This is a genomic window from Huaxiibacter chinensis (assembly GCF_022171985.1).
Lineage (GTDB): Bacteria > Pseudomonadota > Gammaproteobacteria > Enterobacterales > Enterobacteriaceae > Enterobacter > Enterobacter chinensis_A.
This window is the reverse complement of sequence record NZ_JAJVHF010000010.1, coordinates 86,359-105,976: the sequence shown is the minus strand read 5'-3', so window position 1 is coordinate 105,976 and position 19,618 is coordinate 86,359. Positions and strand designations below refer to the sequence as shown.

Sequence of the window (19,618 nt, the reverse complement as noted above, 5' to 3'; positions counted from 1 at the left end):
TATTACTGTCAGAAAGCGCCGGGCAAATCCGTGACCCGGTAAGCACAGAAACGGTGGGGCGTACGCCCGGAAAAGACGGGATGGGGTGACGAGGAGCAGCGTTCAGGTCTGAGCTATTCATACTGAATGTAAATATGTCACTCACATTAAAATTTCTGGCATAAATGATTACGCTAACCTTAACAGACTGTGGAGCGGCTTAACACCCTAAGTCGCCCCACGGCATTGTAAACGTTAGTGTATTGCTTCCTGGCGGTGATATCCGCGCCACCACACCAGTAAATTAAGCGCAGCAACCACCGTGCCCACCAGGCAAACGCCGCTCCAGCCTGCATGCTGCCATGCCGACGCTGAAATCAGCGAGCCTGCAGCCCCGCCAATAAAGTAGCTGGTCATGTAACCTGCCGTCAGGCGATTACGTGCGTCGGGATTGACGCGATAAATCACGGTCTGGTTGGTGATGTGGACGCCCTGCACGGTGAGGTCGAGCACCAGAATACCGACAATCAGCGCCAGAACAGAAATATGCCCATACCAGATGGCGGCCCAGGAGAGCAGCAATAATACCAGGCCTGCGGTGGTGGTCAGGTGCGACTTCCCTTTATCGGCAAGCCCGCCCGCAGGACGTGCCCCCAGCGCGCCGGCTGCACCCGCCAGGCCAAAGAGACCGATTACACCTTCGGAATAGTTAAACGGCGGAGAGGCCAGAAGAAACGCCATCGACGTCCAGAGGATACTGAAGTTGGCAAAGGTGAAACAGCCAAGCAATGCGCGGGTACGCAGCAGTTTATCCTGTGTGAAGAGCGCGAAAACCGACCCGAGAAGCTGCGGATAGTTCAGGTGGTTCTCCTGCTTCACTTTGGGCAGTCCACGCCAGAGCGCCAGGGCCATAATAACCATGAGTACGCTGGCGACCCAGTAAACGGTGCGCCAGCCGCCAAGACTTGCCAGCAGTCCGGCAACGGTTCTTGCCAGCAGGATGCCCAGCAGTAAGCCGCTCATAATGGTGCCGACCACTTTGCCACGCTTCTCCGGGGCGGCGAGCGTGGCGGCGAGTGGAACCAGAATCTGCGCGACGACGGAGAAGAGTCCGGTCAGCGCCGTACCCAGAATCATCATCGCCAGCGACTGACTGGAGGCGGTGATAAGCATCCCGCCGGCGGCCAGCAGCGTCATGCAGACGATAAGCCGACGTCGTTCGAACATGTCGCCTAACGGCACCAGAAACAGCAGCCCCACCGCGTAACCTAGCTGAGCGGCAGTGACGATAAACCCAGCGGAACTGGCGGAGAGGGAGAAAGCGCGCGCGATGGTATCGAGCAACGGTTGGGCATAGTAATTACTGGCGACGGCCAGGCCAGTAGCAACTGACATCAGCAGAATTAACGCCGGGCTAAGATCGTGTGAATTTTTGGTCATGAGGGTCTGGAATCATTCATTAAGTGATTATTTTTCCGGAAACCAATCATAACGGATGTAAATGAATATAGGGGATTTGTTGCGTGTTGGTTTGTGCGGTTTAGCGCTGGAGAAGTGCGGTGTGATGCCCTCACCCCGGCCCTCTCCCACAGGGAGAGGGGGAAAGGAGTGTTCAGTTCCCTTCCACAGGGAGAGGGGAAAGGAGTGTTCAGTTCCCTTCCACAGGGAGAGGGGAAAGGAGTGTTCAGTTCCCTTCTCCAGGGAGAGGGGGAAAGGCAGCGTCTATTACCCTCCCCCCAGGGAGAGGGGAAAAGCAGTGTTCGGTTCCCTTCCCCAGTGAGAGAGGGGAACCCGCTGTCATGACTTCTGTGCGGCCAGCGCCTCTTTTACCCAGCCGTCGAACTGCTGCTGGTGGGCTTTAATCCAGCCGTCAACGTGACCCTGAACATCCGCTTCTGATGATTTACCTTCATGCATCATCGCATTCTGGGCGTTGATATCTGCCAGAGGCAATTTCATCACCGAGAACAGTTTTGCCGCCGCCGGGTTTTTCTCGGCCCAGGCTTTATTTGCCACGATGTGCATGGTATTCACCGGGAAACCATAGTTCATGCCGTTAGGCAGTTTGGTGTCGATATCTTTCTGCTCGCCCGGCAGGGAGGAGAAGGGCACCTGCAGCCATACCACGTCTTTACCGGGTTTCATCACATCGCTCACCCAGTACGGTGTCCAGGTGTAATAGATAATCGGCTTACCTTCTTTAAAGCGCGCAATGGTGTCAGCCATCATGGCGGAGTAGTTTCCGTGGCTCACGTCGACGGTTTTGGCCAGATCAAAGGCTTTATTCTGGTGGTTAATCACCGCTTCACAACCCCAGCCCGGTGAGCAACCCATCATATCGGCTTTGCCGTCACCATTGGTGTCGAACAGTTTGGCAATCTTCGGATCCTTCAGCTGTTCAATATTGGTAATGTGATATTTTTCAGCGGTTTTCTTGTCAATCAGATAGCCCTGGGCAGCACCGGTGACGTAGGTCCCTTCACGATAGAATTTTTTGTCGCCGCCGGCAGCACTGTACATGTCATCGTGCAGTGGCTGCCAGTTGACCGCGGTGAAGGTCGCATCGCCAGATGCAATCGAGGTATAGGCAACGTTGTAATCGACTTCGCTTGGCTTATTCACCGTATAGCCCAGTTTTTCCAGGGCACGGCTGACGATCAGCGTCTGGAAAGACTCTTCAGAAATGGTGCTCTGAATGGGTTGAACGGTCACGCCTTTGCCCGGCAGTTCTGCTGCGAACGTGCTGGTCGAAACGAGGGTGGCAAACGCTGTGGCAAAAAGTACGGTATGTCGCATCGTTATTCCTTATTTTGTGAAAGGGCGGAGGATCAACCCGACTGGGCCGGTGGTGTACCAGCGACGATTGCCGCGACTGCGTGAATCGCGACCGACAGCCTGCGTCAGGCGGTCAAGAATAATGGCGAGGATCACGATCCCCACGCCGCCCACGGTGGCAAGCCCCATATCAAGACGGCCAATCCCGCGAAGCACCATCTGACCCAGACCGCCAACGGCGATCATGGAGGCGATCACCACCATGGAGAGCGCAAGCATCAGCGTCTGATTTACCCCCGCCATAATGGTGGGCATCGCCAGCGGCAGCTGCACTTTAAACAACATCTGGCGCGGGCTTGCGCCAAACGAGCGTGAGGCTTCGATCAGATCCGCAGGCACCTGATTAATCCCCAGGATGGTCAGGCGAATAACCGGCGGCAGGGCGAAGATAATGGTGACCACCACGCCTGGCACGTTACCGATGCCGAACAGCATCACGATAGGCACCAGATAGACGAACGCCGGCGTGGTTTGCATCGCATCAAGCAGAGGGCGGATTATTTTGGCGGCACGCGGACTGCGCGCCAGCCATATTCCCGTCGGCAGTCCGATAATCACGCAGAACAGCAGGGCGGTAAGAACCAGCGCCAGGGTGATCATCGCCTGGGACCATGCGCCGATGGCACCGATAGCGATCAGGGAAATCAGCGTTGCAATACCCATTCCTGCGCTGCCAAACTGCCAGGCAATCAAGGCAAACAGCACGATCGCCACTGGCGCGGGCATGCCCAGCATCAGTTGCTGGAACCCGTTGAGGATGTAATCCACCGGTACACGAATACCCTGGAATACCGGACGGAAATGCGTCACTACCCAGTCGATGCCTTCGGTAACCCAGCTATCGAGCGGGATCAGCGTTTTATGGAACGGGTCCATAATATTGAAATGTTCAGGTGCCGGGGCTGGTGCGCTGTTGAGCCAGTCAGCCGTTCCGCCGCCGTCAGCCGGTGCCGGGGTACCCCAGGCATCTGCGGATTGTGCGGCGCTGTCCGCCGCGTCTGTGGTTCCCCACGGATTAGATTGATCAGCCATTGTTTGCCCCCTCGCGATCTAAAGCCTGCAGCAACATGCGTTTTGAAATGATGCCGACGTACTGTTGTTCTTCACCAATAACCGGCACGGCACAGGGTGCCTGTCCAACATGGGAGAGCAACTCGCTGAGCGGCGTTTCGGCGTCCACGGCAAGCGGAGCGTCGATCAGCGCCGCATCAATTCCCTGATTGGCGCTGAGTGCCGCCTTCAGTGAATCAATGGAGACAATGCCAACATATTTATTGCCGCGCTCAATGACATAACCATATTCACGGTCTTCATCCTGCAACAGCTTTAGTGCGGAGCGTGGGCCAAATCCGGGCGTGCGGCGAATAATGCCGTTCAGGGCGCGACGGGCAATATCTTTCGCGCTGAATACCTGGCTGATATCCACGCCACGGAAGAAGGTGCGGACATAATCATTTGCCGGATTATTAAGAATTTCATCCGGCGTGCCGACCTGGACCACTTCGCCATTTTGCATAATGGCAATTCGATCGCCAATGCGCATTGCTTCGTCCAGATCGTGGGAAATAAAGACCACGGTACGCTGATGCTTCGCCTGGAGTTTTACCAGCTCATCCTGCATCTCAGTACGAATTAATGGATCGAGTGCAGAGAACGCTTCATCCATTAATAATATGTCAGGATTGATCGCTAATGCGCGGGCAAGTCCAACGCGCTGACGCATACCGCCAGAGAGTTCGTCCGGATAACCGTGTGCATAATTTTCAAGGCCCACCTGACGTAATGCATCAAGCGCCTTTTCCTGGCGTTCCTGAGCAGCAACACCCGCTAATTCCATACCGAAGGCGGTATTTTCCAGTACCGTCATATGTGGCATTAGCGCGAATGACTGAAAGACCATCGCAATCTTTTTCCTGCGCACCTCACGAAGCTCAGCGTCTGATATTTTGGCAATATCTTCACCATCAATCAGTACCTGTCCGCGGGTGGGTTCAATCAGGCGATTGAGAAGGCGAACCATGGTCGATTTACCCGAGCCGGATAACCCCATGATGACGAAGATCTCGCCTTCTTCAATGGCCAGACTGGCGTTCTTAACGCCAAGCGATAGCCCTGTTTTTTCCAGAATTTGTTCTTTCGAAAGTCCTTTCTCGATATATTTGAACGCGCGCTGTGGATGCTCGCCAAATACTTTGTATAGATTCTTAACTTCTAATTTAATTGCCATGCAATAGAATATTTCCCGTTATTAAATAGTGTCAATATGATTACCAATGGAAATAATTACCAGGCCATACCCTAACATACTCAGAATCTGAGACAACCCTCACTCCGCGGGTGGCATGAATTCTGCCATAAGCGAAACGGCTGAATTTCCCATGAGATAAGGGCTGCGCGATGGTCGAATTTTTCTGAAATTTTTGTCAATGTGCAGCAGAATTTCACCTGAACCGGAGGAATTCAGGTGAATATGAAGGGCTAATGACAGTGTAGAGTATGTGAAAATATATGAGAGATTTATCTCCCTTTAAATTAAATTAGTGAACGCATACGAACGATTAAAAGTCCCAGTCTTCATCTTCTGTTTCCACCGCTTTCCCCATAACATATGACGATCCCGACCCTGAGAAAAAGTCGTGGTTTTCATCGGCATTGGGGGATAAGGCTGCCAGAATGGCCGGATTGACTTCTGCCATCTCAGGCGGGAAAAGCGCGTCGTAACCCAAATTCATCAGCGCCTTATTGGCGTTGTAGCAGAGGAACGCCTGGACATCCTCTTCCCAGCCCGTGTCGGCGTACAGTTCCGCAGTATAGGCCAGTTCGTTATCGTACAAATCCATCAGCAGATCGAGGGCGAAACCCTTTAAGGCCCCACGCTTCTCTTCGCTGACCTTTTCCAGCCCTTTCTGGTACTTATAACCGATGTAATAGCCGTGCACGGCTTCATCGCGAATGATTAACCGTATCAGGTCCGCGGTGTTGGTGAGCTTGCCCCGGCTCGACCAGTACATGGGCAGCCAGAAACCTGAATAGAAAAGGAAAGATTCCAGAAACACGCTGGCGATCTTTTTCTTCAAGGGATCATCGGCATGGTAATGCTCCAGTACCCGTTGGGCTTTACGCTGTAATGATTCGCTTGCTTCGCTCCAGGCATAGGCGGCATCAACGTCTTTGGTCTGACAAAGCGTTGAAAAGATCGAGCTGTAGGAGCGGGCATGTACCGCCTCCATAAAGCTGATATTCGACATCACCGCCTCTTCATGTGGCGTCAGCGCATCGGCCATTAATGCCGGTGCGCCAATCGTATTCTGAATGGTGTCCAGCAGCGTTAATCCCGTAAAAACGCGGATAGTCAGCTGTTGCTCGGCGTGGCTCAGGGTTTGCCAGGCCGGAATATCATTCGACAACGGCACTTTCTCCGGCAGCCAGAAGTTACTGGTCAGGCGATTCCAGACCTCAAGGTCTTTATCATCCTGAATTTTATTCCAGTTAACGGCGTTTACGCGTGACAGTTTCATCCTTTCTCCTTACAGCGCGCAGGATACGCAGCCTTCGATTTCGGTACCTTCCAGCGCGAGCTGGCGCAGGCGAATGTAATAGAGCGTCTTAATCCCTTTTTTCCACGCGTAAATTTGCGCCTTATTGATGTCGCGTGTCGTGGCGGTATCGGGGAAAAAGAGCGTTAGCGACAGGCCCTGATCGACATGCCGGGTCGCCTCGGCATAGGTATCAATAATTTTCTCTGGCCCAATTTCATAGGCATCCTGGTAGAGCGCCAGATTCTCGTTGGTCATAAACGGAGCCGGGTAGTAGACGCGTCCGGTTTTCCCTTCCTTACGAATTTCGATTTTCGAAACGATCGGATGGATACTCGATGTCGCATGATTAATATAAGAAATCGACCCGGTTGGCGGCACGGCCTGAAGATTCTGGTTGTAAAGACCGTATTGCATCACGTCATCGCGCAACTGCCGCCACATTTCATACGTGGGAAGCGTAATACCGGCTTCAGCGAACAGGCTACGGACTTTCTCGGTTTTGGGCTGCCATTCCTCTTCCAGGTACTGTTTAAAATATTCCCCGCTGGCGTAACGCGAGCGTTCAAAGCCCCGGAAACGCTGGTGGCGCTCCCGGGCCAGCATCATCGAGGTATGAAGCGCATGCCAGGTCACGGTATAGAAATAAAGATTAGTGAAATCGAGCCCCTCCGGGCTGCCATAGGCAATACCTTCCCGCGCCAGATAACCATGCAGGTTCATCTGGCCAAGCCCAATGGCGTGCGAGGCCGCATTGCCCGCGTCAATCGACGGTACGCTGCGGATGTGGCTCATGTCCGACACGGCCGTCAGGCCGCGGATAGCGGTTTCCACCGTACTGCCGAAATCGGGTGAATCCATCGTGTGGGCAATATTCAGCGAACCCAGGTTGCAGGAGATATCTTTTCCGGTTTGCGCATAGTCCAGGTTTTCGTCATAGGTGGACGCGCTGTTGACCTGTAAAATTTCCGAGCAGAGGTTGCTCATATTAATGCGCCCGGCAATGGGGTTGGCGCGGTTCACCGTATCCTCGTACATCATGTACGGATAACCAGATTCAAACTGGATTTCTGCAAGGGTCTGGAAGAAGTCGCGGGCGTTGATGTATTTTTTGCGCACGCGATCGTCGGCGACCAGTTCATCGTAATGCTCGCTGATGGCGATATCGCCAAAGGGTTTTCCGTACAGTCGTTCAATATCATAGGGTGAGAAAAGGGCCATTTCGGCATTCTCTTTCGCCAGCTGGAACGTGATGTCCGGGATCACGACCCCCAGCGAAAGCGTTTTGATGCGAATTTTTTCGTCGGCGTTTTCACGTTTGGTATCAAGAAAGCGCAGGATATCCGGATGATGGGCGTGTAGATAGACCGCGCCTGCACCCTGGCGTGCTCCTAGCTGATTTGCGTAGGAAAAGGCATCTTCCAGCATCTTCATCACCGGAATAACGCCGGAGGATTGATTTTCGATGCGCTTTATCGGCGCGCCGGCCTCACGCAAATTAGAGAGCAAAAATGCCACGCCGCCGCCGCGTTTAGAAAGCTGCAGCGCAGAATTCACCGCGCGCCCAATCGACTCCATATTGTCTTCAATGCGCAGCAGGAAGCAGGAGACCAGTTCACCGCGCTGGGCTTTGCCGCAGTTGAGGAAGGTGGGCGTCGCGGGCTGAAACCGTCCTGCCAGAATGTCGTCTGTGAGCTTTTGTGCCAGAACCTCATCGCCCTGCGCCAGCGTCAGCGCCACCATCACAACGCGGTCTTCAAAGCTTTCAAGATAACGTTTGCCGTCGAACGTTTTCAGCGTATAGCTGGTGTAGTATTTCCAGGCCCCCAGAAACGTGCTGAATCGAAAACCGCTCTGGTGCGCATGTGCAAACAGCGCCACCACAAAGGCGTGGTCATAACGCGCCAGCACCGCTTGTTCGTAATAGCCTTCGCTCACCAGGTAGTCGAGGCGTTCCGTGGTGGTGGAAAACGTCACGGTATTCGGACGGACATGCGCGGCAAAAAAAGCCTCTACCGCTTCACCGTCTTTTTCAAACTGAATACGCCCCTCACGATCGTAGAGGTTCAGCATGGCATTTAGCGCGTGGTAATCCATCGATCCCTGCATCACGCGTTCTGCGGTTGTCGTTGCCAAAATTCGTTTACTCCTTTACGCACGTTTTCTACGTCCTGCGGGGTCCCCATCAGTTCGAACCGATAGAGATACGGCACGGCGCATTTCTGAGAGATAACATCCCCGGCGCGACAAAATGCTTCGCCAAAATTACGGTTGCCTGCCGCGATCACGCCGCGAATCAGCGTCCGGTTAACGGGATCGTTAAGAAAGCGGATCACCTGGCGCGGCACCGCACCCGCGGTTCCGCCGCCGCCATAGCTGGGGACCACCAGAATATAAGGTTCGTCTATCTGAATACGTTCACGCTCGTTGAGGGGAATACGAACTGAAGGAAGTCCGACCCGTTCAATAAAACGAAGCGTGTTTTCCGAACTGCTGGAAAAGTAGACGAGGAGACTCATGCGCTGGCGGCCTGGGTCTGAAGGCGGTTAATCATATCGGGTCGAAACCCTGACCAGCTCGTCTCGCCGGCGATCACGACGGGAAGCTGACGAAAACCTTTTGCCCGCAGGGTTTCGGCTGCATCGGGTACGCTGTCCACGTTCACCATTTCGAAGGCTACGCCACGACTTTCCATTGCGCGTTTGGTGGCGTGGCACTGTACACAGTCGTTACGAGTGTAAATAGTAATTATCATGATTCGCATTCCCATTTATAATAAAGTTAAGGCGCGAATGAACGCGTCGGGTAGCTGGACTTCTTTAAAAGGAATACTAGATGTAGTTGGATTAAGTTTCAACCATACAAGATATGGGAATTTCAGCATTGCGGTTCGTCAGTACGTCCAGGAGTGCGGAGGGCCTTGCTGTGCGGGATTTTTAGACAACAGAAAAAAATTTGCCCCCGTTCACGTCAGCGAACGGGGGCCAGTTGGCACAAAAAAGCTTATTTACGTAGTGTGAGCAGGGCACCGATAAAAATGCCTACCGCCGCGATGGTCCCAATCGCGCACATGGGTTTTTCACGAATGAAGGTGTTCGCGCAGCCCATCGCAGCGCAGGCCGCTTGCGTAGTACGAGAGCGACCGTTCATGCGGGCGCGGGTTTCACGCAGCAAAGACTGAGCCTTACGTTTTGCGGTATCTGCTTCGTCCTTAGCATCCGATCCCCAGGATTTCAGCACATCTTCCAGCGTGTCGGCTAATTGGCTGACATCATTACGAATGTCCTGAGTGTCGTCATTAATATCGTTTCGGTTCGGTCTGTTAAACATACGATCCTCCATAATTTGGTGTTCACATTCAGTCTAGTCCAGAATTTTAATATCTGAAGTGAGTCACGACTAATTAGACGGTTTATGGAATATTCTGAAAGCGTTGCTAATGCTGAATAATGTAAGGTTGCGCGGCAGGAAAAGATAACGAGGATAAAATATGTATTTACGACCCGATGAGGTGGCACGCGTTCTTGAAAAAGCGGGTTTCATCATGGATGTAGTGACCCAGAGAACGTATGGTTATCGCCGTGGCGATAATTATGTTTACGTCAACCGCGAAGCCCGCATGGGACGCACTGCGCTAATTATTCACCCTACGCTGAAAGACAGAAGTCAGTCTTTTGCTGAGCCAGCCTCGGATATCAAAACCTGCGATCATTATCAGGAGTTTCCTCTCTATTTAGGAGGCGAAACGCATGAGCATTATGGTATTCCGCATGGTTTTAGCTCCCGTATGGCGCTTGAGCGCTTTCTGGCCGGGCTGTTTGGCGAACCGCAATAAAACGGCGACTGGCACGGGCCAGTCGCTTCTTCTTACGCCCTGGATTGCTGGTACGCGTCGACCTTGAACAGGCGGCGACAATAATCCAGGAAATAGCCGTAGGCGGCGCCCATCAGCATAGACACCACGATATTTGAACTGACCGCAGCGAAAATTTGTGACCAGTCGGCCCCTACGGTGAGCAGGATGGCAACATAAACCGGGGACTGAAAGGTGACATAGGCCAGGACATCTGCCAGATTTTTCGCCCACCCGGCAGGGCTGATGCGACGGGCCAGGCGCATTGCCGCATCACGATAGAGTCCATAGGGCCAGGCAATCAGAATATTGACCGGAATCGCCACCAGGCGTGAAGAGAGTGACTGCTCAAACGACATTCCGGACAAGAATATCTCAATCACCATGTTCACAACGGAACAGTAAACCACCATCGCGAAGGTGTCTGCCACAGCGTGACGCAGGCGAGACTGCGGTGAGAACATGTCCGGACTCCTTGAGAAGACAAAAATCGATGTCACACCCGTTTCAGGTAGTGCATTAGGTTGGCTAAATTAATGTGCATAGGGTATATCTCTGCTTTGAAACTCACAATGAGTTAAATATTTTTATTTAATGGCGTTTTGTCCACAAAATCCTCTGTTGGCGTATGCTTTTTGTTCGCTTCACTATTTTGTGTTTCGCTTGTCATGTTATTCAATTAAATCAACTAGTTGTGAGTTTGTAGCTAAAGATGAGGTGATTTGTTGATTTTTGGATAAAAATAGGGAACCTTCGGCAATAAATGACCTCTTAGAAGAGCATGCCAGTTTGAAAGTGCAGGGCGCACTTTGCAGGATAAGTAAATAAAGTAAACATTATATAAATAAATATTTTATTAATGCCCCAATAATGGTTGGGGGAGAATGAAACTGGATATTTAAACTAAAGTCGATTACCCTATTCACTTAATGCTTATTGCATCCACTCATAAAAGGTCTTCAGCAATATGTCTGCTACGTTACAAAATCTTAATAATATCCGCACACTCCGTGCTATGGCGCGTGAATTCTCAATTGAAGTGCTGGAAGAAATGCTGGAAAAATTCAGAATTGTTACTGAAGAAAAACGTAATGAACAGGATGAATTGCAGCAACAACAGGCTGAGCAGAAGCAAAAAATTAATGCGCTGCTGGAGCAAATGAGAGCGGACGGTATTTCCCCGGAAGATTTGCTGGGTAAAGATGCGCTGAAAGGCTCAAGCCAGCCGCAAAAACGTCAGGCCCGTGAAGCAAAATACCGTTTCACTGATGCCAATGGTGAAACCAAAACCTGGACAGGTCAGGGGCGCACACCAAAACCTATCGCTGCCGCGCTGGCAGACGGCAAAAAGCTGGAAGATTTCCTGATTTAAGATGTAACGTGATACTGCCGGGCGGGTTTATCCCGCCCGGAGCCATTAGCAGACGCCGAAATCGCCGTCTTCTTTATACAGCGTGACATCCGCTGCTTTCAGCGTAAATTTCTCGCCCTGCTCCTGACTCGCCTGCACGACGACAACCTGATCGTCATGAATCTCAACCACTTTCAGTTTTGGACCGCCCATACGGGGTTGCACAAAATCGCCGACAGAAAACATAGTACCTCCTCATCATTGTTGTATTCCTCACCTTAGCCCAGGGGCGATTCCGGGTACAGTCTATTCTGCCAGCTACTGCTTACGAGGTAGGTCTGTTCCACGGCATCACCTTCAGCAGACGCGCCATGCCGCAGTAGCCGCTTACCCCCGCGAAGAGTAGCCCGGCGCCGACAAATCCGCTCAGCAGGAAAAAGCCGCTGGAGACGCTATAGCCCAGCACGACGCCGCACAGGATCAAGAGCCCGGCCGCAATCTGTACCTGGCGCATCAGAGGAAGCGGCTGCGCCTTATCTTCAAGGGTCTCGAATCCCGCCTGCTTCCAGCCCTGGATACCGCCTTCGAGCAGCAAGGCCTGCGCCGGTGACGCTGCCTGCGCCAGACGTGTTGCATTATTCGACGTGCGCGTGCCGGACTGGCAGTGAAAAATCACCGTTTCACCGGCATGAGCCTGAAGCCCGCCGGGCAAAGTGTCCAGCGGGACGGAGTGTGCCCCGGAAATATGTTCGCGGGCATATTCATCGGCATCGCGAATATCAATAAGTTTTGCGCCCTCAGCAATACGGGTAGTGGCTTGCCGGGGCGAAATAAGAGGAAGGGACATGGTGACTCCTTACGGACAATAAAGGGTTTTCAGGGTGCTGATGACCTGATTCACCGCATCATTTTTAATGAAATAGAGAATACGCTGTGCGTCGCGGGTGCTGTCGATAAGCCCCTCGTCACGCATGCGCGCCAGATGTTGCGAGGTGGCAGAGGCGCTCAGCCCGGTAGCACGCGCCAGTTCGCCCGCGCTGGTACCGGGGGCGCCGCAGAGCGTGCAAAGGATCAGCAGCCGACGCGCATTGCTCATGGCCTTAAGAAGGGCTGCGGCCTGCTCAGCGCTGGCCTGGAGTTGTTCAAGTTCAGTCATATTTAGTTTAGTATTTACTTAATTAAGTAAATGCTAAACTAAGGGGCCGGATTAAGCCAGTGTCAAAAGCGTAAAGGAGGGTAAAAAGCGAAGCGGGGGCAGCGGCAAGCGGCTAAATTGACTATGCTTAGAGATGAGTCTCTTTTTAACTTTCAATTATTTAGCTTGTATGGAGTATTTATGGGTTTTTGGCGCATCGTCATTACAATCATTCTGCCACCGCTGGGCGTGCTGCTCGGAAAAGGGTTTGGCTGGGCGTTTATTCTTAACATCATTTTGACGTTACTGGGCTATATCCCCGGACTCATCCACGCGTTCTGGGTGCAGAGCCGTAGCTAAGTTCGCCAGAGCAAATCACTGTATATGCCGGTCAGCACGCCCTGTGGGCCAAACTGCTGTTTTATCCATCGGGTGACCTGACCGGTTGCCGCATGTTGCGTCGCCAGCAGCATGCGGGAGTCCTGCCGCGGATTGTTGATTCGACGTGTAATTAATAATCCCTGTTCCATGGCGTCTCGCGCCATGTGCTCCGGTAAAAATCCAATCCCCTCACCCAATATCTGGCACTGACACTTGGTATTAAAGTCGGGAACCAGAATCGCCTCCTGCCCGTGTAATAACCAGCCGACTTTTTTATTAATGGTGTGTGCGGTGTCTTCAACCATAATGTTGGGATAAAGACGCAGCTGGCTTTCCGCCAGCGGTTCTGGTGCCAGCGCCAGAGGGTGGTCCGGTGAGATCGCGAATACCCAGCGAATAGCCCCAATTTCGGTGTAATCAATTCCGCCGCCGTCGAGCAGCGTATCGGGGGCGCCAATCGCAATGTTGGCCTGGTTATTAATAATGGAATCCCAGACGCCGTTATAAACCTCGGTCGTGACGGTGATCTGACAGGTCGGAAACTGTTTCTTCAGCACCTGCAACAGCCGGGCGGTATGGCGCGGCGTATATAAAAGCTGATTGATACAGATGCGAACCCGCGCTTCGATCCCCTGAGCGATAGTGTCTATGCTCCGCTTAATGGCGTAGAAATCATTCAGTAAATCAGTGGCTTTACGGTAAAAGTACGCGCCGGACTCGGTCAGCTCAATGCTGCGGGTATTACGCACAAATAACACCACATCCAGCCCGGTCTCCATGCGTTTTATCGTATAGCTTATCGCTGATGTCGTCAGGCCCAACTCTTCGGCGGCTTTGCTAAAGCTGCGATAGCGCGCGGCGGTGGTGAACGCCAGAAGGTTCTCTTCGGTAAAAATAGAATTCATCTTCAGGCTCCTGTCGGGGTCATAACAACGTGGAAATCAGGACTTCACGGCAATCAGTTTTGAACAGTTTTTAACACTGCCTTCACAACTGATTTGAACAATATCACACTTCGCGTAATTTGTTGCGGGCCGCGCCGCGCAAGGCGTCTCGAGATATAAGCATAATGCGATTTAACGCTTCAGAATGAGCTTAACCATAAGAAAAAGATTGCACCGACGCACATTTTGACCGGATTGTGAAAATATATTCAATAATGAATCTGCTTACGATGAATGAAATTTAAGCGGATTCTTTTATCCGAACGCTGTTGCTATTCTCAGGTCATCAGAAATGAAATCACTGGAGTCTGAATATGTCTGCAACTGAACTCGTTACGGAATTTCTGCTGGCGGCTGAGCAGTGCAACGTGGATGCGTTGAAAGCCTGTCTGGAAAAAGGCGTGGATATTAATGCCACAAACCGTCAGAAACGAACCGCGCTGATTATTGCCAGCCTGAATAAACATTATCCTTGTGTTGAATACCTGATTGCTGCCGGGGCGGACGTTGATAAGCAGGATCAAACTTGTTTTAACCCTTTTCTGATTAGCTGCCTGACCAATGATATTACCCTGCTGCGGATAGTCTTACCCGCTAACCCGGATCTTGACCGTCTGACCCGTTTCGGCGGCGTCGGCATTACGCCAGCCAGTGAGAAAGGGCACGTGGAGATCGTGCGGGAACTGCTGGCAAAAACCGATATCAACGTTAATCACACCAACTTCGTGGGCTGGACCCCGCTGCTGGAAGCGATTGTCTTAAACGATGGCGGCGCCAGACAGCAGGAAATCGTGAAGCTGTTACTGGATAACGGCGCGAATCCGCACATGACCGATAAATACGGGAAATCGCCGCTTGAACTGGCGCGGGAAAAAGGCTTCCACGAAATAGCAGACCTGCTGCTGTCGGCTGGCGCCTGATTCACACGACCTGCTTTAACCGGCAGGTCATCAAAACATTACGCATTCACCCATCGTGCAATTAGCACGATGGCGGCCCCCTTTTATCCTTTTTCAGGAGAAAAATAATGCCCACTAAAATCGTCATAAAAAAGAATACCTATTTTGACTCGGTGTCATTGATGTCGGTTTCCACCAAAGCCAATAAATTGCCGGGCGTTGAGCAGGCTTTTGTGGCTATGGCGACAGAAATGAATAAAGGCGTATTAAAAAATCTCGGGCTGTTAACGCCGGAATTAGCGGATGCCAAAAACGGCGACCTGCTTATTGTGATAAAAGGCGAGGCGGCGAATGACGAAACGCTGGCGGCCATCGAAGCGCTTTTCACCCGCAAGGAGAGCGGCGGGAGCCATGAAGCGCGTTATGCCACCCTTGCCAGTGCGAAAACCCATCGTCCCGAGAGCAACCTGGCGGTGATTTCGGTGAACGGCACCTTTGCCGCCCGCGAAGCGCGTCAGGCGCTGGAAAACGATCTTAACGTCATGCTTTTCTCCGATAACGTCAGCCTTGATGACGAGCTGGCGCTGAAGCAGCAGGCACACCAGAAAGGGCTGCTGATGATGGGGCCGGACTGCGGTACCGCCATTATCAACGGTACCGGGCTGTGCTTTGCCAATGCGGTGCGTCGTGGGCCGATTGGTATTATCGGGGCGTCCGGGACCGGCAGCCAGGAGCTGAGCGTGCGAGTCCATGAGTTCGGCGGCGGCGTATCGCAGCTGATTGGCACCGGCGGGCGCGATCTGAGCGAAAAAATAGGCGGCCTGATGATGCTGGATGCCATCGCAATGCTGGACGCTGACGACGCCACCCAGGTGATTACCCTCATCTCAAAACCGCCTGCCCCGTCGGTGGCCGAAAAAGTGCTGGCCCGCGCTCGCAACTGCCGCAAGCCGGTGGTGGTCTGTTTCCTTGGGCGTCAACAGCCGCCGGCTGATGAAGGCAATCTGCACTTTGCCCGTGGCACCAAAGAGGCGGCGCTGAAGGCCGTGCTGTTAACGGGGGTGAAAAAAGAGTCACTGGATCTGCATCCCCTGAACTGGCCCCTGATCGAAGAGGTGCGCGCCCGGCTGACGCCCCAGCAGAAATACATCCGCGGCCTGTTCTGCGGCGGCACCCTGTGCGATGAGGCGATGTTTGCCGCGCTGGAAAAATACGACGACGTCTACAGCAACATTCAACCCGATCCGGCAAAACGGCTGGACGATATCAACGTCAGTAAAGCCCACACCTTCCTCGATTTTGGTGATGACGATTTCACCCACGGTAAACCGCATCCGATGATCGACCCGACCAACCGCATCAGCCGCCTGTTACAGGAAGCGCGCGATCCGGAAGTGGGGGTGATCGTGATGGACTTCGTGCTGGGCTTTGGCGCGCACGAGGATCCGGTCGGCGTGATGCTTGAGGCCATTAAAGAGGCGCAGGCCATTGCAAAAGCCGACAACCGTCCGCTGGAAATTCTCGGCTACGTGCTGGGTACCGACCAGGACTCACCGTCTCTGGCGCAGCAGTGTCAGCTTCTGACCGAGGCGGGCGTGATTTGGGCCAGCAGCAGCACCAATACCGGATTACTGGCACGTGAATTTGTTTTTAAAGGGGAGACCGCCTGATGAGCACCTTGTTTAACCAGCCGTTGAACGTGATTAACGTCGGTATCGCGATGTTCAGTGAGGATCTCAAAAAGCAGCACGTCCCCGTGACCCAGCTCGACTGGACGCCGCCGGGGCAGGGGAATTTGCAGGTTGTAGAGGCGCTGGACCAGCTTGCCCTTGCGCCCCTGGCCGACAAAATCGCCGCCGCCAATAAGATTGCCCTTGAGCGCATTATTCAGTCCCATCCGGTGCTGGTGGGCTACGACCAGGCGATTAACGTCGTGCCGGGCATGACCCGTACCACCATTCTGCACGCCGGTCCGCCCGTCAGCTGGGAAAACATGTGTGGCGCAATGAAAGGGGCCGTGACCGGGGCGCTGGTGTTTGAAGGGCTGGCGAAGGATATCGACGACGCACAGCGCGTAGCGGCGTCAGGGGCCATTACCTTCTCGCCCTGCCACGAGCACGACTGTGTAGGCTCCATGGCGGGCGTCACGTCGGCCTCGATGTTTATGCACATCGTCGAGAATAAAACCTACGGCAACCGGGCGTTCACCAACCTCAGCGAGCAGATGGCGAAGATCCTGCGCATGGGCGCCAACGACCAGAGCGTTATCGACCGCCTGAACTGGATGCGTGACGTGCTCGGCCCGATGCTGCGTGATGCCATGAAAATCCTCGGTGAAATCGACCTGCGCCTGATGCTGGCCCAGGCGCTGCACATGGGCGACGAGTGCCACAACCGCAACAACGCGGGGACGACGTTGCTGATCCAGGCGCTGACGCCGGGGCTGATTCAGGCCGGGTATCCGGTGGCGCAGCAGCGCGAGGTGTTTGAGTTCGTCGCAAGCAGCGACTACTTCTCCGGCCCGACGTGGATGGCGATGTGTAAAGCCGCCATGGATGCTGCCCACGGTATTGAGTACAGCACCGTGGTCACGACCATGGCGCGCAACGGCTACGAGTTCGGCCTGCGCATCTCCGGGTTGCCGGGGCAGTGGTTCACCGGCCCGGCGCAGCAGGTGATAGGGCCCATGTTTGCGGGCTACAGGCCGGAAGATTCAGGGCTGGATATTGGCGACAGCGCCATTACCGAAACCTACGGTATCGGCGGTTTTGCGATGGCTACGGCCCCGGCAATCGTGGCGCTGGTGGGCGGCACGGTGGATGAAGCCATCGATTTCTCCCGTCAGATGCGCGAGATCACCCTCGGCGAAAACCCGAACGTCACCATTCCGCTGCTCTCGTTTATGGGCATTCCAACCGCCATCGACATCACCAGAGTTGCGGGCAGCGGCATCCTGCCGGTCATTAACACCGCCATTGCCCACAAAGACGCAGGCATTGGCATGATTGGGGCGGGCATCGTTCACCCGCCGTTTAGCTGTTTTGAAAAGGCGCTGTTGACCTTCCGCGATCGCTACGTCCTATAAGGTAAGCATCCATGAAAAGCATGAAACTGGAGTGGAAAAGAGGTGACTGGGCGGCTTATTTCGGGTTGATGACCAACAACCTGACCAATTTGCTGACCATGATGGGGCTGCTCATTTTTGTCGTCGGCATCCCGAAGGAGATTGTTTATGGACGCATTGCCCCGGCCTTCGGGCTGGCGGTGCTGGTAGCAAGCGTCTGCTATACGTGGTTTGGCCTGCAAATGGCGCGCCAGACCGGGCGGACGGATGTTACCGCGCTGCCGTCTGGCCCGAGCGCGCCGTCGATTTTCACCGTGACCTTTCTGGTGCTGATGCCGGTCTACCAGCAAACCGGTGATGCGGATTTTGCCATCCAGATTGGCCTGGTGTGGTGCTTTGTGGAGGCAATGATTCTGGCGGGCGGTTCATTCCTGGGGGAGACCATCCGCAAGATGATCCCCCGTACCGTGCTGCTGTCGTGCCTGTCCGGGCTGGGCCTACTGCTGCTGGCGATGAACCCGATGCTGCAGGCGTTTGAGGCGCCTACCGTGTCGTTCATCGTGCTGCTGCTGATCTTTATCAACTGGTTTGGCAAAAAGCCGATCTTCGCCAAAATCCCGACCGGCCTGTTGCTGCTGATTGCTGGTACTGCACTGGCGTGGATCTCCGGCCTGCAAAGCCCGGAGGCCATTAAAACCTCGATGTCGTCGTTTGGCTTTAACCCGCCATCCGTACACATCGACAGCTTTATGCAGGGGCTGCCGCACGCATTACCGTACCTGGCTTCTGCCGTCCCGCTGGGTCTGGCGAACTACATTTTTGACCTGGAAAATATCGAAAGCGCCCACGCGGCGGGGGATGAGTACCCCACCCGCAAGGTGATGCTGGCAAACGGGCTGGCCTCCATGCTCGGGTGTCTGATGGGTAACCCGTTCCCGGTGACGGTTTACGTCGGCCACGCGGGCTGGAAAGCGATGGGGGCCAGCATTGGCTATACGCTGGCCTCCGGGGTGACCATGTTTATCGTGCCGCTGTTCGGGCTGGGGGCGTTTATGCTCGCCATCATACCGATGACCGCTATCGTGCCGATTCTGGTGTTTATCGGGGTGGTGACCGCCAACCAGGTTGTCAGGGAAACGCCCAAAGTGGAGGTCCCCGTCATCTTCATCTGCCTGTTCCCGTGGATTGCCAACTGGGCGCTGACCATGATGAACAGCGTGATGGGCGCGGCGGGAACCAGCGCGGCGAAAATTGGCACCGACGTGCTGCACAGCAAAGGCATTTACTACGAAGGGCTGGTGCATCTGGGTAACGGCGCACCGCTCGCCAGCATGCTGTGGGGCTGCATCGCTATCTTCGCCATCATCAACAAACCGCTGCGCGGAGCCGTGGCCGCCGCCGTGGGGGCGCTGCTGGCGCTGTTCGGCGTGATCCACGCCCCCGTGGTTGGCTTTGCCGAAGGCAGTTCGCTGATGTTTGTCACGGCCTATCTGATGATGGGCGGCATGTTTGTAGTGAAGCATGTGCTGGATAGCCGGGAAGCGGCAAGCGCGGCGGCACCGGTTTCTGAGTCCTGATAATGCCTGTTGCCCTCACCCTAACCCTCTCCCACAGGGAGAGGGAACGTAACTCCTCCCCATG

The 19,618-nt window shown here is 54.0% G+C and carries 21 protein-coding genes; 7 read left to right on the top strand and 14 right to left on the bottom strand.

Features of this window, described 5'->3' with window-relative positions:
* Positions 1–234: 234 nt before the first annotated feature.
* The 9 genes from LZP96_RS18860 to LZP96_RS18820 form a co-directional block, all read right to left on the bottom strand.
* Entirely contained in the window at positions 235–1,419 is a 1,185-nt protein-coding gene (locus LZP96_RS18860) for an MFS transporter (protein ID WP_258926224.1), read from the bottom strand.
* A gap of 357 nt (positions 1,420–1,776) precedes the next feature.
* Entirely contained in the window at positions 1,777–2,775 is a 999-nt protein-coding gene (gene proX / locus LZP96_RS18855) for a glycine betaine/L-proline ABC transporter substrate-binding protein ProX (RefSeq protein ID WP_064327125.1), read from the bottom strand.
* Positions 2,776–2,784: 9 nt separating this feature from the next.
* On the bottom strand, positions 2,785–3,846 hold the full coding sequence (proW, locus tag LZP96_RS18850; protein WP_064327124.1) for a glycine betaine/L-proline ABC transporter permease ProW: 1,062 nt from the start codon (positions 3,844–3,846) through the stop codon (positions 2,785–2,787).
* Positions 3,839–5,041: a glycine betaine/L-proline ABC transporter ATP-binding protein ProV gene (gene proV / locus LZP96_RS18845; RefSeq protein ID WP_064327123.1), complete on the bottom strand. Its 1,203-nt coding sequence runs from the start codon at positions 5,039–5,041 to the stop codon at positions 3,839–3,841. The genes proW and proV overlap by 8 nt, the downstream gene beginning before the upstream one ends.
* 331 nt (positions 5,042–5,372) lie before the next feature.
* A complete protein-coding gene (gene nrdF / locus LZP96_RS18840) occupies positions 5,373–6,332 on the bottom strand; it encodes a class 1b ribonucleoside-diphosphate reductase subunit beta (protein ID WP_064327122.1) in 960 nt (319 codons plus the stop codon).
* A 9-nt stretch (positions 6,333–6,341) separates the two neighbouring features.
* Complete coding sequence (gene nrdE / locus LZP96_RS18835; RefSeq protein WP_064327121.1) at positions 6,342–8,486, bottom strand: class 1b ribonucleoside-diphosphate reductase subunit alpha; 2,145 nt, start codon at positions 8,484–8,486, stop codon at positions 6,342–6,344.
* Positions 8,459–8,869 (bottom strand): class Ib ribonucleoside-diphosphate reductase assembly flavoprotein NrdI, encoded by a 411-nt coding sequence (gene nrdI, locus LZP96_RS18830; protein ID WP_064327120.1) that lies wholly within the window; start codon positions 8,867–8,869, stop codon positions 8,459–8,461. Before nrdI ends, nrdE begins: the two co-directional genes overlap by 28 nt.
* Entirely contained in the window at positions 8,866–9,105 is a 240-nt protein-coding gene (gene nrdH, locus LZP96_RS18825) for a glutaredoxin-like protein NrdH (protein ID WP_064327119.1), read from the bottom strand. The genes nrdI and nrdH overlap by 4 nt, the downstream gene beginning before the upstream one ends.
* Before the next feature lie 248 nt (positions 9,106–9,353).
* Positions 9,354–9,680 (bottom strand): ElaB/YgaM/YqjD family protein, encoded by a 327-nt coding sequence (locus LZP96_RS18820; RefSeq protein WP_258926223.1) that lies wholly within the window; start codon positions 9,678–9,680, stop codon positions 9,354–9,356.
* A gap of 160 nt (positions 9,681–9,840) precedes the next feature.
* Here LZP96_RS18820 and LZP96_RS18815 point away from each other — a divergent pair, with 160 nt between their 5' ends.
* On the top strand, positions 9,841–10,185 hold the full coding sequence (locus LZP96_RS18815) for a DUF2002 family protein (RefSeq protein ID WP_064327117.1): 345 nt from the start codon (positions 9,841–9,843) through the stop codon (positions 10,183–10,185).
* A gap of 32 nt (positions 10,186–10,217) precedes the next feature.
* Here LZP96_RS18815 and alaE read toward each other — a convergent pair whose 3' ends face one another.
* A complete protein-coding gene (alaE, locus tag LZP96_RS18810) occupies positions 10,218–10,667 on the bottom strand; it encodes an L-alanine exporter AlaE (RefSeq protein ID WP_064327116.1) in 450 nt (149 codons plus the stop codon).
* A 503-nt stretch (positions 10,668–11,170) separates the two neighbouring features.
* Between alaE and stpA the strand changes: the two genes are divergently transcribed.
* Positions 11,171–11,575 (top strand): DNA-binding protein StpA, encoded by a 405-nt coding sequence (gene stpA / locus LZP96_RS18805; protein ID WP_064327115.1) that lies wholly within the window; start codon positions 11,171–11,173, stop codon positions 11,573–11,575.
* Positions 11,576–11,620: 45 nt separating this feature from the next.
* On the opposite strand, the gene LZP96_RS18800 is transcribed toward stpA, so the two are convergent.
* From LZP96_RS18800 to LZP96_RS18790, 3 genes are all read right to left on the bottom strand, one after another.
* The gene (locus tag LZP96_RS18800; RefSeq protein ID WP_064327114.1) at positions 11,621–11,800 is read right to left on the bottom strand and encodes a GDFGVC terminal motif YodC-like protein; all 180 of its coding nucleotides are present in this window, start codon (positions 11,798–11,800) and stop codon (positions 11,621–11,623) included.
* 79 nt (positions 11,801–11,879) lie between these two features.
* Positions 11,880–12,401 (bottom strand): rhodanese family protein, encoded by a 522-nt coding sequence (locus LZP96_RS18795; RefSeq protein WP_064327113.1) that lies wholly within the window; start codon positions 12,399–12,401, stop codon positions 11,880–11,882.
* A gap of 9 nt (positions 12,402–12,410) precedes the next feature.
* Positions 12,411–12,710 carry an ArsR/SmtB family transcription factor gene (locus LZP96_RS18790; RefSeq protein WP_064327112.1) on the bottom strand — a complete coding sequence of 100 codons (300 nt, stop codon included), beginning with the start codon at positions 12,708–12,710 and terminating at the stop codon, positions 12,411–12,413.
* A gap of 180 nt (positions 12,711–12,890) precedes the next feature.
* Here LZP96_RS18790 and LZP96_RS18785 point away from each other — a divergent pair, with 180 nt between their 5' ends.
* Positions 12,891–13,049: a YqaE/Pmp3 family membrane protein gene (locus LZP96_RS18785; protein ID WP_032613478.1), complete on the top strand. Its 159-nt coding sequence runs from the start codon at positions 12,891–12,893 to the stop codon at positions 13,047–13,049.
* On the opposite strand, the gene LZP96_RS18780 is transcribed toward LZP96_RS18785, so the two are convergent.
* Positions 13,046–13,975, bottom strand: coding sequence for a LysR substrate-binding domain-containing protein (locus LZP96_RS18780; protein WP_064327111.1), 930 nt, complete (start codon positions 13,973–13,975; stop codon positions 13,046–13,048). The two genes, LZP96_RS18785 and LZP96_RS18780, sit on opposite strands and share 4 nt — an antisense overlap.
* Before the next feature lie 353 nt (positions 13,976–14,328).
* On the opposite strand from LZP96_RS18780, the gene LZP96_RS18775 reads away from it, so the two are divergent.
* From LZP96_RS18775 to LZP96_RS18760, 4 genes are all read left to right on the top strand, one after another.
* The gene (locus tag LZP96_RS18775; RefSeq protein WP_064327110.1) at positions 14,329–14,934 is read left to right on the top strand and encodes an ankyrin repeat domain-containing protein; all 606 of its coding nucleotides are present in this window, start codon (positions 14,329–14,331) and stop codon (positions 14,932–14,934) included.
* Positions 14,935–15,041: 107 nt separating this feature from the next.
* On the top strand, positions 15,042–16,583 hold the full coding sequence (fdrA, locus tag LZP96_RS18770; protein WP_064327109.1) for an acyl-CoA synthetase FdrA: 1,542 nt from the start codon (positions 15,042–15,044) through the stop codon (positions 16,581–16,583).
* On the top strand, positions 16,583–17,998 hold the full coding sequence (locus LZP96_RS18765) for a YlbE family protein (RefSeq protein ID WP_064327108.1): 1,416 nt from the start codon (positions 16,583–16,585) through the stop codon (positions 17,996–17,998). The genes fdrA and LZP96_RS18765 overlap by 1 nt, the downstream gene beginning before the upstream one ends.
* 11 nt (positions 17,999–18,009) lie before the next feature.
* Positions 18,010–19,554 (top strand): xanthine permease, encoded by a 1,545-nt coding sequence (locus LZP96_RS18760; protein ID WP_258926222.1) that lies wholly within the window; start codon positions 18,010–18,012, stop codon positions 19,552–19,554.
* The last annotated feature ends 64 nt before the right edge of the window (positions 19,555–19,618 follow it).

Excerpts from the sequence above, each read along its gene's own strand:
- LZP96_RS18860 (WP_258926224.1), bottom strand. The coding sequence starts at position 1,419 with ATGACCAAAAATTCACACGATCTTAGCCCGGCGTTAATTCTGCTGATG.
- proX (WP_064327125.1), bottom strand. The coding sequence starts at position 2,775 with ATGCGACATACCGTACTTTTTGCCACAGCGTTTGCCACCCTCGTTTCG.
- proW (WP_064327124.1), bottom strand. The coding sequence starts at position 3,846 with ATGGCTGATCAATCTAATCCGTGGGGAACCACAGACGCGGCGGACAGC.
- proV (WP_064327123.1), bottom strand. The coding sequence starts at position 5,041 with ATGGCAATTAAATTAGAAGTTAAGAATCTATACAAAGTATTTGGCGAG.
- nrdF (WP_064327122.1), bottom strand. The coding sequence starts at position 6,332 with ATGAAACTGTCACGCGTAAACGCCGTTAACTGGAATAAAATTCAGGAT.
- nrdI (WP_064327120.1), bottom strand. The coding sequence starts at position 8,869 with ATGAGTCTCCTCGTCTACTTTTCCAGCAGTTCGGAAAACACGCTTCGT.
- nrdH (WP_064327119.1), bottom strand. The coding sequence starts at position 9,105 with ATGATAATTACTATTTACACTCGTAACGACTGTGTACAGTGCCACGCC.
- LZP96_RS18820 (WP_258926223.1), bottom strand. The coding sequence starts at position 9,680 with ATGTTTAACAGACCGAACCGAAACGATATTAATGACGACACTCAGGAC.
- LZP96_RS18815 (WP_064327117.1), top strand. The coding sequence starts at position 9,841 with ATGTATTTACGACCCGATGAGGTGGCACGCGTTCTTGAAAAAGCGGGT.
- alaE (WP_064327116.1), bottom strand. The coding sequence starts at position 10,667 with ATGTTCTCACCGCAGTCTCGCCTGCGTCACGCTGTGGCAGACACCTTC.
- stpA (WP_064327115.1), top strand. The coding sequence starts at position 11,171 with ATGTCTGCTACGTTACAAAATCTTAATAATATCCGCACACTCCGTGCT.
- LZP96_RS18800 (WP_064327114.1), bottom strand. The coding sequence starts at position 11,800 with ATGTTTTCTGTCGGCGATTTTGTGCAACCCCGTATGGGCGGTCCAAAA.
- LZP96_RS18795 (WP_064327113.1), bottom strand. The coding sequence starts at position 12,401 with ATGTCCCTTCCTCTTATTTCGCCCCGGCAAGCCACTACCCGTATTGCT.
- LZP96_RS18790 (WP_064327112.1), bottom strand. The coding sequence starts at position 12,710 with ATGACTGAACTTGAACAACTCCAGGCCAGCGCTGAGCAGGCCGCAGCC.
- LZP96_RS18785 (WP_032613478.1), top strand. The coding sequence starts at position 12,891 with ATGGGTTTTTGGCGCATCGTCATTACAATCATTCTGCCACCGCTGGGC.
- LZP96_RS18780 (WP_064327111.1), bottom strand. The coding sequence starts at position 13,975 with ATGAATTCTATTTTTACCGAAGAGAACCTTCTGGCGTTCACCACCGCC.
- LZP96_RS18775 (WP_064327110.1), top strand. The coding sequence starts at position 14,329 with ATGTCTGCAACTGAACTCGTTACGGAATTTCTGCTGGCGGCTGAGCAG.
- fdrA (WP_064327109.1), top strand. The coding sequence starts at position 15,042 with ATGCCCACTAAAATCGTCATAAAAAAGAATACCTATTTTGACTCGGTG.
- LZP96_RS18765 (WP_064327108.1), top strand. The coding sequence starts at position 16,583 with ATGAGCACCTTGTTTAACCAGCCGTTGAACGTGATTAACGTCGGTATC.
- LZP96_RS18760 (WP_258926222.1), top strand. The coding sequence starts at position 18,010 with ATGAAAAGCATGAAACTGGAGTGGAAAAGAGGTGACTGGGCGGCTTAT.